At 66.5% G+C, this 13,754-nt stretch carries 9 protein-coding genes and 2 pseudogenes; 4 read left to right on the top strand and 7 right to left on the bottom strand.

Annotated elements, in window-relative coordinates; genetic code table 11:
* Positions 1–50: 50 nt before the first annotated feature.
* Entirely contained in the window at positions 51–806 is a 756-nt protein-coding gene (locus tag LZ005_RS01115; RefSeq protein WP_237803644.1) for a DeoR/GlpR family DNA-binding transcription regulator, read from the bottom strand.
* Positions 807–882: 76 nt separating this feature from the next.
* Here LZ005_RS01115 and LZ005_RS01110 point away from each other — a divergent pair.
* Positions 883–1,440: pseudogene (locus LZ005_RS01110) on the top strand (NUDIX domain-containing protein); the annotation flags it as partial.
* 441 nt (positions 1,441–1,881) lie between these two features.
* Positions 1,882–2,583: a DUF3108 domain-containing protein gene (locus tag LZ005_RS01105; protein WP_237803643.1), complete on the top strand. Its 702-nt coding sequence runs from the start codon at positions 1,882–1,884 to the stop codon at positions 2,581–2,583.
* A gap of 99 nt (positions 2,584–2,682) precedes the next feature.
* Here the strand turns inward: LZ005_RS01105 and LZ005_RS01100 are convergent, their stop codons facing one another.
* From LZ005_RS01100 to LZ005_RS01080, 5 genes and pseudogenes are all read right to left on the bottom strand, one after another.
* Positions 2,683–3,681, bottom strand: coding sequence for a transporter (locus LZ005_RS01100; protein WP_237803642.1), 999 nt, complete (start codon positions 3,679–3,681; stop codon positions 2,683–2,685).
* Positions 3,682–3,828: 147 nt separating this feature from the next.
* Positions 3,829–4,153 (bottom strand): annotated as a pseudogene (gene ftsB / locus LZ005_RS01095) (cell division protein FtsB); the annotation flags it as partial.
* Between the two features lie 34 nt (positions 4,154–4,187).
* Positions 4,188–5,471 (bottom strand): phosphopyruvate hydratase, encoded by a 1,284-nt coding sequence (gene eno, locus LZ005_RS01090; RefSeq protein ID WP_237803640.1) that lies wholly within the window; start codon positions 5,469–5,471, stop codon positions 4,188–4,190.
* A gap of 65 nt (positions 5,472–5,536) precedes the next feature.
* Positions 5,537–6,391, bottom strand: a complete 855-nt coding sequence (gene kdsA, locus LZ005_RS01085; protein WP_237803639.1) for a 3-deoxy-8-phosphooctulonate synthase — start codon at positions 6,389–6,391, stop codon at positions 5,537–5,539.
* Entirely contained in the window at positions 6,388–8,034 is a 1,647-nt protein-coding gene (locus LZ005_RS01080; RefSeq protein WP_237803638.1) for a CTP synthase, read from the bottom strand. Before LZ005_RS01080 ends, kdsA begins: the two co-directional genes overlap by 4 nt.
* A gap of 191 nt (positions 8,035–8,225) precedes the next feature.
* Here LZ005_RS01080 and LZ005_RS01075 point away from each other — a divergent pair, with 191 nt between their 5' ends.
* Positions 8,226–9,422 (top strand): YjgN family protein, encoded by a 1,197-nt coding sequence (locus LZ005_RS01075; RefSeq protein ID WP_237803637.1) that lies wholly within the window; start codon positions 8,226–8,228, stop codon positions 9,420–9,422.
* Positions 9,423–9,430: 8 nt separating this feature from the next.
* Positions 9,431–10,459 (top strand): M48 family metallopeptidase, encoded by a 1,029-nt coding sequence (locus LZ005_RS01070; RefSeq protein WP_237803636.1) that lies wholly within the window; start codon positions 9,431–9,433, stop codon positions 10,457–10,459.
* Positions 10,460–10,569: 110 nt separating this feature from the next.
* On the opposite strand, the gene LZ005_RS01065 is transcribed toward LZ005_RS01070, so the two are convergent.
* Entirely contained in the window at positions 10,570–13,719 is a 3,150-nt protein-coding gene (locus LZ005_RS01065) for an error-prone DNA polymerase (RefSeq protein ID WP_237803635.1), read from the bottom strand.
* Positions 13,720–13,754 lie beyond the last annotated feature (35 nt).

The raw sequence follows: 13,754 nt of genomic DNA, 5'->3' as shown, positions 1-13,754 counted from the left end.
GATGACATTGTCCGTCATATTTGCGGAAGGGCAACTGAAAAGTTTCTTAACTATGCCAGGTGTATGGACAGGCCGCGCGCGCGCAAAGGGGCCAGCACGGCCGCATCGGCGCTGGCGACGGTGACGATGGCGTCGACCTCGTCCAGACCGACGACCTGGTAGGGCGAGGCCGTGGCCAGTTTTTCGGGCGAGGCCAGCACGATCGTCTCGGCCGCCTGATGGCAGAGTGCGCGCTTGACGGCCGCCTCCTCGTGGTCGCCGGTCGACAGGCCGGCCTCCGGATGGACACTGCACACGCCCATGAAGTAGAGGTCGGCGCGCACCTGGGCGATGGCCGCCAGCGTGGCCGCGCCGACGCCGACCACCGAATGCTTGAACAGACGCCCGCCCAGCATCAGCACCTCGACGCTCGGGTGCTCAACCAATGCCAGGGCCACCGACGGGCTGTGGGTGACGATGGTGGCATGCAGGTCCGGCGCCAGCTGGCGCGCCAGCTGGACCGCCGTGGTGCCGCCATCGACAAACACCACCTGGCCCGGCTGCACGAGCTGGGCCGCGAGACGGCCGATGGCAGCCTTGTCATCGGGTGCGATCTGGCTGCGCGCGGCAAAGTCGCCCATCGCCGGCGAGGCCGGCAAGGCGCCGCCATGCACGCGCTGCAGCTTGCCCTCGCGCGCCAGTTCGCGCAGGTCGCGCCGGATCGTGTCTTCCGACACGCCAAGCTGGGCGGCAATCGGCGAGGCCAGCAGGCGGCCCTCACGGTGGAGCGTATCGAGCAGAAATTGTTTGCGCTGGGTGGTGAGCATGGCTGTACACGAAAGTTCTTGACCTTGCATGATTTTGCACGTTATTTTGAATTTAAGCAAACAACCGGGCACAAACATGCATCCCCATCTGCGCATCCACCAGGTCCAGACCCTGTCCAACGACTGGTTCCTGCTGCAAAAGACCACGTTTGACTACCGCCGGCGCGACGGGCGCTGGCAGACCCTGACGCGCGAAACCTATGACCGCGGGCATGGGGCCGTGATCCTGCTGCACGATCCTGAACGCCAGACCGTGCTGCTGACGCGCCAGTTCCGCTATCCCTGTGTCAGCGCCAGCCACGACGGCTGGCTGATCGAGGCCCCGGCCGGCCTGCTCGACGGCGCCGACCCGGCCGCGCGCATCCGCGCCGAGGTCGAGGAAGAGACCGGCTATCGCATCGACCAGGTGCGCAAATTGATGGAAGTCTTCATGAGCCCCGGTTCCGTGACCGAGCGCCTGCACTTTTTCTACGGCCACTACACGCCCACCCAGCGCCTGCATGCGGGCGGTGGCATCGCGGCCGAGGGCGAAGACATCGAGACCCTCGAACTGCCGCTGGCCACAGCCCTGGCCATGATCGACAGCGGCGAGATCGCCGACGCCAAGACCATCGTGCTGCTGCAGTGGCTGGCGCGCGAGCAGGCGCGGGCGCGCAGCCAGATGATCCTGATCGCCGGCCCCTACCTGAGCGGCACCGGGGGCGACCCGGCGCGCATCGCCGCCAATCTGGCCGCCATGGAAGCCTGGGTGCTGCCACTGTACGAACGCGGCCATGTGCCCGTGCTCGGCGAATGGCTGGCCCTGCCCGTCGTGCATGCGGCCGGCTCGCGCCAGCATGGCGACGCCGTGTATGCGGCCCACTTCCACCGCCACGCGCTGCGCCTGCTCGCGCATTGCGACGCCGTGCTGCGCATCGGCGGCCCGTCCGAGGGCGCCGACCTGATGGTGGACCGCGCCCGCGCGCGCGGCCTGACCGTGTACGACAGCCTGGCGGCGGTGCCGTATGCATCCGATTCTGATTGAAGCGGCGCGCCCTGCCCGCTACCATGCCCATCTTTGCACATGGAGACCGGCATGCCCCTACTGCGCGCCATCCTGCTGCTGGCCCTGAGCGCCAGCGCCTCCGCGGCCCCGGTCGCGCTCCAGGTCGGCCAGCCGCTGGCGCGCTTCGACCTGCTCAAGAACGGCACCCACCACTACCTGCGCTACATGAAAAACGGCGCGGCCAATCAGATGATCGACATCTGGCAGCGCGAGGTGCGCATCGAGGGCGACAGCCTGCGCATCGTGCAGCGCTGGGACGGCAATGGCACGCTGCGCACGCTCGATTCGCAATTCGAGCGCGGCAGCTTCCGCCCCTACAGTCACGAGCGCATCAGCGAAAAGGACGGCAAGCGCAATGAAGAGCGCTTCCGCTTCGGCCCCGAAGGCGTGACCGATGCGGCCGGCAAGACCGTCAGCGGCGCCGAAGCGCCCTACAACTTCGAGACCGATATCGAATTTCTGCAGACCCTGCCGCTGGCCAAGGACTACGAGGTCAGCATTCCCTTCTACCATCCGGGCGGCCAGCCCCCGGCGCGCTACGTGTTCAAGGTACAAGGCGAGCAGACGATTGCCGGGCCGCAGGGTCCGGTCGCGTGCTGGGTGGTGACGACGGACTACAACCGGCCCAACTACACCTCGACCTTCTGGATTGCCAAGGCGACCCAGCTGCTGGTGCGCCAGGAGAGCCCGACGGCCGACGGCAAGCTGCTGATCAAGGCCCTGATCGACTGAAAATTTTCCGCCCAAACAAATGGGGTCTGACCCCGATTTTTCCGCACAGATAAATCGGGGTCAGACCCCATTTGTTTGGGCGGAAAGCTTTGGCGGGGCTCAGGCCAGGCGGCGCAGGATGGTGGCGCCGATCGCTGTCACCAGCAGCAGCAGGCCGACCACGATCCAGAAGCCTTGCGGGTCCTGGGCCAGGGGCACGCCGCCGACATTCATGCCCATCAGGCCGGCCACCAGATTGATCGGCAGCGCCAGCACGGTCACCATGGTCAGCACGAACAGGGTGCGGCTGCTGCCCTCGTCCACGCGCGCGCTGATTTCTTCCTGCAGCAACTTGATGCGCTCCTTGAGCGAGGCCATATCGCTGAGCACGGCCGAGAATTCCTCGGTCGCCTCGCGCAGCTCCTGCACGTCGGGCTCGGCGACCCAGGCCGGCGGTCTTTGCAGCAGACGAAACAGCGCGCCCGGCTCGGGCGCCAGCACGCGCTGCAGGCGCACGAGCACGCGCCGCATCGCCCCCAGGTCTTCGCGCTTGTGGGCCAGGCGCCCGGCCAGCAGATTGTCTTCGATCAGGTCGACACGCTCGACCGATTCACGCACGATGCCGACCAGCACATCGGCCTGGTCGCGCAGCAAGTGGGTCAGCAGTTCCACCGGAGAGCGGATCGGCTCGCCATGATCGACGGCCTGGCGCACGCGCTCGATCGAGAGCAGCGGCGTGCGGCGCGCGCTCACGATCAGATGCGGCGTGACGGCGATCCACAGCGTCGACACATCGGCTGGATCGAAATGGAAGTCGTGGGCGACATCATTGATCACGCCGATCAAGTGTTCGCCGGCGCGCTCGATGCGGGTCGAGCGCGATCCCTGATGCAGGGTCTCGAAGAATTCCGCGGGCAGGGCCAGGTGGGCGCGCAGCCACTTCTCGCTGGCCGCGTTGGAGAGATTGAAATGGAGCCAGGCGAAGCGGCCGCTCCCGGCCTCGGCCAACAGGTCCAGCGAGGTCAGCCCATCGACGGCGCGCACGGCGCCGCCCTCGAACAGATAGCCCCACACCAAACCGGACAGGTCGGAGCCATACGTGAAACGGAATTGGTCCATCCTGCCATGCTAGCGGCCGCAGATGACGGCCCGATGACAGCGCAGCCTTGCCGCCCAAACAAATCGGGGTCAGACCCCAATTTATCTGCGGCGTAAGCTTGCCCGCCAAACAAATGGGGTCTGACCCCGATTTGTTTGGGCGGAAAGCTTATTTCTTGGCGGGGGTGCTGGCGGCGGCGGAGGCGGGACGGGTGTCGCTGTGCTCGCCAACGATCTGGACGAAGATCTCGTTCTGCTTGATCATGCCCATCTCGTAACGCGCGCGCTCTTCGACGGCGCCAGTGCCCTCGCGCAGGTCGCGCACTTCGGACTCGAGCTTGGCATTGCGCGCCTTGAGCTCGTCGTTTTTCTTGTGCACGGCCGCGACCTGGCCTTCCAGTTCGTGCACGCGCAACCAGCCGCCCTTGCCGAACCAGAGCGGAATCTGGATCAGCACGAGCAGCAGGGCGAGAACGAGGGTGATGAGACGCATCGGTCAGCGCCGGCGCACAGCCGGCGCCTTGCCTTTACTTCAGATTGTAGAACGCAGCCCGGCCCGGGTAGCTGGCGATGTCGCCCAGGTCTTCCTCGATGCGCAGCAGCTGGTTGTACTTGGCCATGCGGTCCGAACGCGACATCGAGCCGGTCTTGATCTGCAGGGCATTGGTGCCGACGGCGATGTCGGCGATCGTCGAGTCTTCGGTCTCGCCCGAACGGTGCGAAATCACGGCCGTGTAGCCGGCGCGCTTGGCCATTTCGATGGCGGCGAAGGTCTCGGTCAGGGTGCCGATCTGGTTGATCTTGATGAGGATCGAGTTGGCGATGCCCTTCTGGATGCCCTCTTTCAGGATCTTGGTGTTGGTCACGAACAGGTCGTCGCCGACCAGCTGGACTTTCTTGCCCAGCACCTCGGTCAGGTGGGCCCAGCCTTCCCAGTCGCCCTCGCCCATCGCGTCTTCGATCGAGATGATCGGGTACTTGTCGCACCAGGTGGCCAGCAGATTGGTGAAGTCCTGGGCCGACAGCACCAGACCTTCGCCGTCGAGGTGGTATTTGCCGTCCTTGTAGAACTCGGAGGCGGCGCAGTCCAGACCGAGCGCGATCTGGGTGCCCGGCTCGTAGCCGGCCTGTTCGATGGCCTGGATGATCAGCTTGATCGCTTCTTCGTGGTTGGCCACGGAAGGCGCAAAGCCGCCTTCGTCGCCGACGGCCGTGGTCAGGCCCTTGTCGTGCAGGATTTTCTTGAGCGTGTGGAAGACTTCAGCGCCGTAGCGGATGGCTTCCTTGAACGAGGGCGCGCCGACCGGGATGATCATGAATTCCTGGATGTCCAGGTTGTTGTCGGCGTGGGCGCCGCCGTTGATGACGTTCATCATCGGCACCGGCATCTGCATCGCGCCCGAGCCGCCGAAATAGCGGTACAGGGGCAGACCGGCTTCTTCCGCGGCGGCCTTGGCCACGGCCATCGACACGGCCAGCATGGCGTTGGCGCCCAGGCGGCTCTTGTTCTCGGTGCCGTCGAGTTCGATCAGGGTCTTGTCGAGGAAGGCCTGCTCATTGGCGTCCAGGCCCATGATGGCTTCCGAAATCTCGGTATTGATATTCTCGCAGGCCTTGAGCACGCCCTTGCCGAAATAACGGCTCTTGTCGCCGTCGCGCAGTTCGATCGCTTCGCGCGAACCGGTCGAGGCGCCCGAGGGCACGGCGGCGCGGCCCATCACGCCCGACTCCAGCAGGACGTCGCATTCCACGGTCGGATTGCCGCGCGAATCGATCACTTCGCGGCCGATGATATCAACGATAGCACTCATGTTTGCTCCAAAAGTTAGTAAGCTGGGACGGCCGCCGCTGTCCGGCAGCGGCCGCATGCGCAAATTCAGGCGAAAGCCGTCTCGAGGAAGCCGGCGCGCTTGACCACACGATCGAGCTCGACCAGCGTGCTCAGCAGCGCTTTCATGTGTTGCAGCGGCATCGCATTCGGCCCGTCGGACAGGGCTTGCGCGGGATTCGGGTGCGTTTCCATGAACAGGCCGCTGATGCCGGCCGCCACGGCTGCGCGCGCCAGCACAGGGATGTGCTCGCGCTGACCACCGGATGAGGTGCCCTGACCGCCCGGCAATTGCACGGAATGGGTCGCATCGAACACGACCGGGCAGTGCGATTCGCGCATGATCGCCAGCGCGCGCATGTCGGACACCAGATTGTTGTAGCCGAACGAGACACCCCGTTCGCAGGCCATGAACTGGTCATCCGGCAGGCCGGCGTCGCGGGCGGCGCTGCGCGCCTTGTCGATCACATTCTTCATGTCGCCCGGGGCCAGGAACTGGCCCTTCTTGATGTTGACGGGCTTGCCGCTGCGCGCGCAGGCATTGATGAAGTCGGTCTGGCGGCACAGGAAGGCCGGCGTCTGCAGCACGTCGACGACGCTGGCCACGACCGGCACTTCGTCTTCCGTGTGGACGTCGGTCAGCACCGGCACACCGATCTGCTTGCGCACTTCGGCCAGGATCTCGAGGCCCTTTTCCATGCCGGGGCCGCGGTGCGACTTGCCCGAGGAACGGTTGGCCTTGTCGAACGAACCCTTGTAGATGAAGGGAATCCCGAGTTCGCTCGTGATGTCCTTCAGGGTGCCGGCCGTGTCGAGGCTCATTTGCAGCGACTCGATCACGCAGGTGCCGGCGATCAGGAAAATCGGCTGGTCGAGGCCGACCTCGAAACCGCAGAGTTTCATTGCTTGTCCCCTTGGCGCGCGCCCTGGTGGGCCAGCGCGGCTTTGATATAGCTGATGAACAGCGGGTGGCCGTCGCGCGGGGTGGACTTGAATTCGGGGTGGTACTGCACGCCCATATACCAGGGGTGCACCGAACGCGGCAGCTCCATGATTTCGCACAGGTCTTCGCTCGGCGTGCGCGCCGACACGATCAGGCCCGCTTCTTCGACCCGGCCCAGATAGTGGTTGTTCGCTTCGTAGCGGTGGCGGTGGCGCTCGGTCACGACCGAGCCGTAGATCTCGGCGGCCAGGGTGCCCGGCTTGACGGCGCAGGTCTGGGCGCCCAGACGCATGGTGCCGCCCAGGTCGGAATTGGCATCGCGCCGCTCGACCTTGCCATCGTGGTTCTGCCACTCGTTGATCAGGGCCACGACCGGTTGTTCGGTATCGGGCTCGAATTCGGTCGAGTTGGCTTTGCCGAGGCCGGCCTTGTGGCGTGCGTATTCGATCAGGGCCACCTGCATGCCCAGGCAGATGCCCAGGTAGGGAATACCGTGCTCGCGCGCATACTGGGCAGCCAGAATCTTGCCTTCCACGCCGCGCTTGCCGAAGCCGCCCGGCACCAGGATGGCGTCGTACTTGGCCAGACCGGCGCAGCCCTTGGTTTCGATTTCCTCCGAATCCAGGTACTCGATATTGACCCGGGATTCGGTGTGGATGCCGGCGTGGCGCAGGGCCTCGGTCAGCGATTTGTAGGACTCGGTCAGGTCGACGTACTTGCCGACCATGCCGATCGTGACTTCGGCCTTCGGATGCTCGAGCGCGTGGATCAGCTTGGTCCACATCGACAGATCGGCCGGGGCCGGGTTCAGGTGCAGGGCCTCGCAGATGATCGCGTCCAGGCCCTGGTCGTGCAGCATCTGCGGCACTTTGTAGATGGTGTCGACGTCCCACACCGAGATCACGGCGCGTTCCTCGATGTTCGAGAACAGCGAGATCTTGGCGCGCTCGTCGTCCGGAATCGGGCGGTCGGCGCGGCACAGCAGGGCATTGGGCGAGATACCGATTTCGCGCAGCTTCTGCACGCTGTGCTGGGTCGGCTTGGTTTTCAGTTCACCGGCCGAGGCGATATAGGGCACCAGGGTCAGGTGGACGAAGGCGGCATTGCCGCGCCCCGCGCGCAGGCTCAGCTGGCGGGCCGCTTCGAGGAAAGGCAGCGATTCGATGTCGCCGACGGTGCCGCCGATTTCCACCAGGGCCACGTCGACGCCCTCGGCGCCGCGGTGGATGAAGTCCTGGATTTCATTGGTGATGTGGGGGATCACCTGGACCGTCTTGCCCAGGTATTCGCCGCGGCGTTCCTTGCGGATCACGGATTCATAGATCTGGCCGGTGGTGAAGTTGTTCACCTTGCGCATGCGCGTGCTGATGAAGCGCTCGTAGTGGCCCAGGTCGAGGTCGGTTTCAGCGCCGTCGTCGGTGACGAAGACTTCCCCGTGCTGGAAGGGGCTCATGGTGCCGGGGTCCACGTTGATGTACGGGTCCAGCTTCAGCATGGTGACTTTGAGGCCGCGCGATTCCAGAATCGCAGCGAGGGAGGCGGCGGCAATCCCCTTACCCAAGGAAGACACCACACCGCCAGTAACGAAGACAAATTTGGTCATTGCTATAGGTGCCGAGCGGCACGCGCGGGAAATTGAAATTATACCCTATTCCTCACAAAAAATCTTCCAAAGGGACGGGAGCGGCGCCCAACTGCGGCCAAACGGCGCGCCGAAAAAAGAGAATTATTTGTGCAAGATTAGCCTTATACTAATGACTTTTTTGCATCGGCACGGACAGCATGGATGATCGCATGAGGACGGAGAACAGCGGCGGGCCGCCGGCCGCGGCTGAGGATTTCAGCGACCTGGCCTTGGCCGCCAGCGGCGCGCCGACGCAGGCACCCGATCCGCTGGCCGGCTGGACGCGCCATGCGTTCAGCTTCAGCGGCAGCGGGCGCGAATATTTCCGCATCTGGATCGTCAATCTGCTGCTGACCGTGGCGACGCTCGGCATCTATTCGGCCTGGGCCAAGGTGCGGCGCCTCCAATACTTTGACCGCAACACGGCCCTGGCCGGCGCCGTATTCGATTTTCGCGGACCGCCGCTGGCGATTCTGCGCGGGCGCCTGCTCGCCGTGCTGCTGCTGACCGGCTACCACTACGCGTTCGGTTTTTCCAAGGTGTTCGGGGTGGTCGTCATCACGGCCCTGGTGCTGCTGCTGCCGCTGCTGTTTCGCAGCGCCCTGCAATTTCGCACGCGCCACTCGCGCTGGCGCGGCCTGGCCTTCGGTTTCGATGGCAGCCTGATCGACGCGTATGCCGCGTATGGCGAGCCGATCCTGCTGTTCCTGCTGCCCTCGACCCTGGCCGCGCTCGGGGCGCCGATCACGCTGGTGCTGGCCGTGTCCTGCGTTTATCTGCTGTGGCCGCTGCTGCACGGGGCGGCGCGCCTCTACCAGCAGCGCAATCTGCGTTACGGCAATCTGACGACCGAGATCGATGTGCCGGCGCGCCGTTTCTACCGCTACTACCTGGTCGCCGCCGGCTGGTCGCTGCTGGCCGCGCTCGGCTTTGGCGTGCTGACCAATCTGATCCTGATCGGCCTGCACACCAGCCTGAAGCTGTCGACCGATCTGCAGATGATGCTCAGCGTCGGGGTCGGCATGCTGAGCGCCTATTTCGCCTATCTGGTCGCCCTGCCCTATCTGGCCGCGCGCATCAGCAATCTGATGTGGAGCGAAACCCAGCTGCCGGGCGTGCGCTTTGCCGTGCAGATTCCGGCGCGCGGCTATATCTGGCTGCAACTGCGCAATGCCGTGCTGACCCTGCTGAGCCTGGGCCTGTACCGGCCGTTTGCCGTGGTGCAGGCCCATGTCTACCGGCTGCGCCATGCGCAGGTGCTGTGCGAGGGCGACCTGGCCAGCATTCTGGCGGCGCGCGCCCATGCGGCGCCGCAGGCTGCGGGCGACGCCACGGCCGATCTGTTCGGCGTCGATTTTTCCTGGTGAGCGCGACCATGCATGCCCTGTATTTCGACGGCCGCACGGCCGCTGCCCATCCTGCCCGCCTGCGTCTGGCGGGCGAGGCCTGCGTACTCGAACTCACGCACGAGGAACGCCAATACCGCACCGCGACACTGCGCCTGCAGGAGCCGAGCGCGCGCGCGCCCTGGCTGCTCGACCTGCCCGATGGCGGCCATCTCGAGGTGGCGCGCGAGGCCGCCAGCGCGGACCTGCCCGCCCTGCTCGGCTACCGCTACAGCCGCGTCGAGCGCATGCAGCAGCGCTGGTGGATTGCGCTGCTGAGCCTGGTGTTGCTGCTGGCGCTGCTCGGCGCCATCGTCGAGTGGGGCGTGCCGGCCGCGGCCGATGCGCTCGCGTCCCAGGTCAGCACCGACATCGATGCCCGCCTGGGCGACGAGATCGAAGACGTGATCGCGCAGAAACTGCTGGCGCCGTCGCGCCTGTCGGACGAGCGTCTGCAGCAGATCAACCAGCTGTACGCGAGTCTGCTGCCGGCCGCGCCGCAGCGGCCGGGCCGCCTGCTGATCCGCAGTGTGCCGCGCGTGGGCCCGAACGCCTTCGCGCTGCCGAACGGGACCATCGTGCTGACCGACCAGATGGTCTTGCTGCTGCTGCCGAAAAACCAATGGACGCCCGAGGGCCGCGCGCGCCTGGCCGGCGTGCTTGCGCACGAGCTGGCCCACGTGGCGCGGCGCCACAATCTGCGCGCGCTGCTGCGTTCCTCGCTGACGGCGGCCGGAGCGGCGGCCCTGTTCGGCGACTTCAGCACGGTGGCGGCCGGGGCCCCGACCTTCGTCACGCGCATGGCCTATTCGCGCGACATGGAACGCGAAGCCGACCGCGACGCCGCCGCGCTGCTGCGTGCGCACGGCCTGGCGCCGGCGGCCCTGGCCGAGGCCTTCGATGCCCTGCAGCGTGACAGCAGCCAGAAGGCCCCGCTGCTGAACCGCCTGTTCGGCAACATGCCCTACCTCTCCTCACACCCGCCGCTGCCCGAGCGCGCCGCCGCCCTGCGCCGCTAGGCCCGCTTCCCCTCAGAAAAATCGGGGTCAGACCCCATTTATCTGGCCGGAAAAATGGGGTCTGACCCCATTTTTCTGTGTGGATAAATGGGGTCTGACCCCGATTTGTTTTAGTGGAAATTGCGGCTGGCGGGCGACAGGCGGCCGAGCATGGGACTGAGGTCGACCAGGCGCTTGGCCACCAGATGGCGCACTTCGCCCACGCGCTGCCAGATGCCATAGATGCCCAGCAGTGAAGCCGACAGGACTTCGCGCCGCTGCTTCTCGACCAGCTTGGGCCAGATGATCACGTTCACATTGCCACTCTCGTCTTCGAGCGTCATGAACAGCACGCCCTTGGCCGTGCCGGGCCGCTGGCGCACCGTGACGATGCCGGCCGCGCGCGCCAGCTGGCCATCCTGGAAATCCATGAGGTCGGCCGCGCGCAGGAAACGCTTGGCCTGCAGCGCCGGGCGCAACAGCGCGAGCGGGTGGCGCCCCAGGCTCATGCCCTGGGCGCGGTAGTCGCTGACGATCTCGTCGCCCTCGCTCGGGGCCGCCAGCGCGGGGGTGTCGTCCTGCACGCCGGCCGGGCGCAGCAGGTCCTTGTCGGGCACGGCGGCGACGGCTTCCCACAGGGCCTGGCGGCGGTGCCCGGCCAGGCCGCTGAGCGCATTGGCGGCCGCCAGCACCTGCAGATCGTGGCGCTCGAGGCCGGCGCGGCGCGCGAGGTCGGTGGTGTCGCTGAACGGGCGGATCGCGCGCACTTCCTCGATGCGCTGGGCGGCCTCGGCGCGCATGCCGCGCAGGACGTTCATGCCCAGGCGCACGGCCGGCTGCGGCCCGTCCGCCGCTTCCAGCTTGCATTCCCAGTCGCTGATGCGCACATCGACCGGCAGCACGCTGATCGCGTGGGCCTGGGCGTCGCGCACCAGCTGGCCGGCGCTGTAGAAGCCCATCGGCAAGCTGTTGAGCAGCGCGCAGACGAAGGCGGCCGGCTCGTGGCACTTGAGCCAGGCGCTCGCATAGGCCAGCAGCGCGAAACTGGCCGCATGCGACTCGGGAAAGCCGTACTCGCCGAAGCCCTGGATCTGGCGCACGATGGCTTCGGCAAACTCGCGCGCATAGCCGCGCTCGAGCATGCCGGCGATGATGCGCGGGCCGTATTTGTCGAGCCCGCCCTTGCGGTTCCAGGCGGCCATCGCGCGCCGCAGCTGGTCGGCCTCGCCCGGCGTGAAGCCAGCCGCCAGCATCACCACCTGCATCACCTGCTCCTGAAAGATGGGCACGCCGAGCGTGCGCCCGAGCGCCTGCTGCATCTCGGGCGTCGGGTAGTGCTCGGGGTCGCGGCCCTCGCGCCGGCGCAGATAGGGATGGACCATGCCGCCCTGAATCGGCCCGGGCCGCACGATGGCGACCTCGATCACCAGATCGTAGAAGGTGCGCGGCTTCATCCGCGGCAGCATGCTCATCTGGGCACGCGATTCGATCTGGAACACGCCGACCGTGTCGGCCCGGCAGATCATGTCATAGGTGGCCGGGTCCTCGGGCGGAATGTCCTGCAGGCAGAATTCCAGGCCGCGCCAGGCGCTGACCAGCTCGAGCGCGCGCCGGATCGCCGACAGCATGCCGAGCGCCAGGATGTCGACCTTGAGCAGGCCGAGTTCCTCGAGATCGTCCTTGTCCCACTGGATGACGCTGCGCTCGGCCATCGCGGCGTTTTCGATCGGCACCAGGCGCGACAGCTTGTCGCGCGCGATCACGAAACCGCCGACGTGCTGCGACAGGTGGCGCGGGAAACCGAGCAGGGTGCGCGCCATGCCGGCCCATTGCTGGCTCAGCTCGGCATCGGGATCGAGGCCGACCTCGGCGAAACGCTGCAGCAGCTCGTGCTTGCTGTCGAACCAGTGCTGGGCCTTGGCCACCTTGTCGATGATGGCGGGGTCGATGCCGAGCGCCTTGCCGCTGTCGCGCAGCGCGCTCTTGGGCCGGTAGCTGATCACGGTGGCGGCCAGGGCCGCGCGCTGGCGCCCGTACTTCTGGTAGATGTACTGGATCACTTCCTCGCGCCGCTGGTGCTCGAAGTCGACGTCGATGTCGGGCGGCTCGGCGCGCTCCTTGGAAATGAAGCGCTCGAACAGCAGATTGGCGCGCGCCGGATCGACCTCGGTCACGCCCAGGCAATAGCAGACGGCCGAGTTGGCGGCCGAGCCGCGCCCCTGGCACAGAATGCCGCGCGAACGCGCAAAGCGCACGATGTCGTAGACGGTCAGAAAATAAGGCTCGTAGCGCATGTCGGCGATGAGGCTGAGCTCGTGCTCGATCTGGGCCTGGACCTGGGCCGGAATGCCGTCGCGAAAACGGCGGTGGGCGCCGATATAGGTTTCCTTGCGCAGATAGCTGGTGGCCGTCTCGCCCGCCGGCACCAGTTCATCCGGGTATTCGTAGCGCAGTTCGTCGAGCGAGAAACGGCATTCGGCGGCGATGCGCAAGGTCTCGGCCAGGCTGGCCGGCGGGTAGATATTGGCCAGGCGCAGGCGCGCGCGCAGGTGCTCCTCGGCATTCGGCGACAGCGCATAGCCGCATTCGGCCACCGGGGTGTTCAGGCGGATCGCCGTCAGCACGTCCTGCAGCGGCTTGCGCGAGCGTACGTGCATGAGCACGCCGCCGATGGCGACCACGGGCAGGCCGTGGCGGCGCGCCGTGTCTTCGACGGCGTCGCGGTGGGCGTCGTCCCAGGCGCGCAGCAGCAGGTTCAGGCCGAGCCAGGCGCGGCCCGGGAAATGGCGCGCCAGCCAGGCCGCGTCGGCCTCCATGCGCGCGCTCTCCGCCTCCGTCACGCCCGGATACGGTGGCAGGCCGATCAGCAGACAGCCGGGCAGACCGGCCAGGGCGCCCGTCTCCAGGTCCTCCGGATACAGCAGATAGCGGCCCTTTTCGACGCGGCGCCGGCCCAGCGTGATGCATTCGGACAGATTGCCATAGCCCTCGCGGTTCTGGGCCAGGGCGATGAAGCTGGGCCCGGGGCTGGCGTCGCGCCGCTGCAGGTGGAAGTGAGCGCCGACGATGAAAGGCAGGCCGGCGCGCTTGGCCTCGGCATGGGCGCGCACCACACCGGCCAGCGAACATTCGTCGGTGATGGCCAGGGCCTTGTAGCCCAGCTGGGCCGCGCGCGCCGCCAGCTCCTCGGCGTGGGAGGCCCCGCGCAGGAAGGAAAAATTGGACATGCAGAACAGCTCGGCATAGTCGGGCAGGCTCTGCGGCAACACGGTGTCGGACATCGGGATAGAATGGAAGGCGAGAAAAACTACTGTAC

Source organism: Massilia sp. TS11, assembly GCF_022012445.1.
In the GTDB taxonomy this organism is placed as follows: domain Bacteria; phylum Pseudomonadota; class Gammaproteobacteria; order Burkholderiales; family Burkholderiaceae_D; genus Telluria.
Note: the sequence above shows the minus strand (reverse complement) of the source record. Positions and strands in the feature narration are given on the sequence as shown.

Excerpts from the sequence above, each read along its gene's own strand:
- LZ005_RS01115 (WP_237803644.1), bottom strand. The coding sequence starts at position 806 with ATGCTCACCACCCAGCGCAAACAATTTCTGCTCGATACGCTCCACCGT.
- LZ005_RS01105 (WP_237803643.1), top strand. The coding sequence starts at position 1,882 with ATGCCCCTACTGCGCGCCATCCTGCTGCTGGCCCTGAGCGCCAGCGCC.
- LZ005_RS01100 (WP_237803642.1), bottom strand. The coding sequence starts at position 3,681 with ATGGACCAATTCCGTTTCACGTATGGCTCCGACCTGTCCGGTTTGGTG.
- eno (WP_237803640.1), bottom strand. The coding sequence starts at position 5,471 with ATGAGTGCTATCGTTGATATCATCGGCCGCGAAGTGATCGATTCGCGC.
- kdsA (WP_237803639.1), bottom strand. The coding sequence starts at position 6,391 with ATGAAACTCTGCGGTTTCGAGGTCGGCCTCGACCAGCCGATTTTCCTG.
- LZ005_RS01080 (WP_237803638.1), bottom strand. The coding sequence starts at position 8,034 with ATGACCAAATTTGTCTTCGTTACTGGCGGTGTGGTGTCTTCCTTGGGT.
- LZ005_RS01075 (WP_237803637.1), top strand. The coding sequence starts at position 8,226 with ATGAGGACGGAGAACAGCGGCGGGCCGCCGGCCGCGGCTGAGGATTTC.
- LZ005_RS01070 (WP_237803636.1), top strand. The coding sequence starts at position 9,431 with ATGCATGCCCTGTATTTCGACGGCCGCACGGCCGCTGCCCATCCTGCC.
- LZ005_RS01065 (WP_237803635.1), bottom strand. The coding sequence starts at position 13,719 with ATGTCCGACACCGTGTTGCCGCAGAGCCTGCCCGACTATGCCGAGCTG.